Source organism: Pseudomonas brassicacearum subsp. neoaurantiaca (assembly GCF_013608025.1).
In the GTDB taxonomy this organism is placed as follows: Bacteria; Pseudomonadota; Gammaproteobacteria; order Pseudomonadales; family Pseudomonadaceae; genus Aquipseudomonas.
Genome location: NZ_VDLV01000052.1, coordinates 120269 through 120585 on the forward strand (window position 1 = coordinate 120269; position 317 = coordinate 120585).

The window sequence follows — 317 nt, forward strand, 5'->3', positions numbered from 1 at the left end:
TTGAGTAGCGTCAGCGCTGATCGTGTTTACCTCACTGCCTATTCACCCGGTTTCTAGGGTTGAGAACAGCCCCTGAGCTGAACACATTCCCGTGGCGAGGGAGCTTGCTCCCGCTGGACTGCGCAGCAGTTCCAAACCCTGGCGCCTCGGTGTGTCCGGCAGATCACATTTGGAGAATGGGGGTCGCTGCGCAACCCAGCGGGAGCAAGCTCCCTCGCCACGGGTTGAGTAGCGTCAGCGCTGGTCGTGTTGACCTCACTGCCTGGTTTCTGGGGTTGAGAGCAGCCCCTGAGCTGAACGTATTCCCGTGGCGAGGG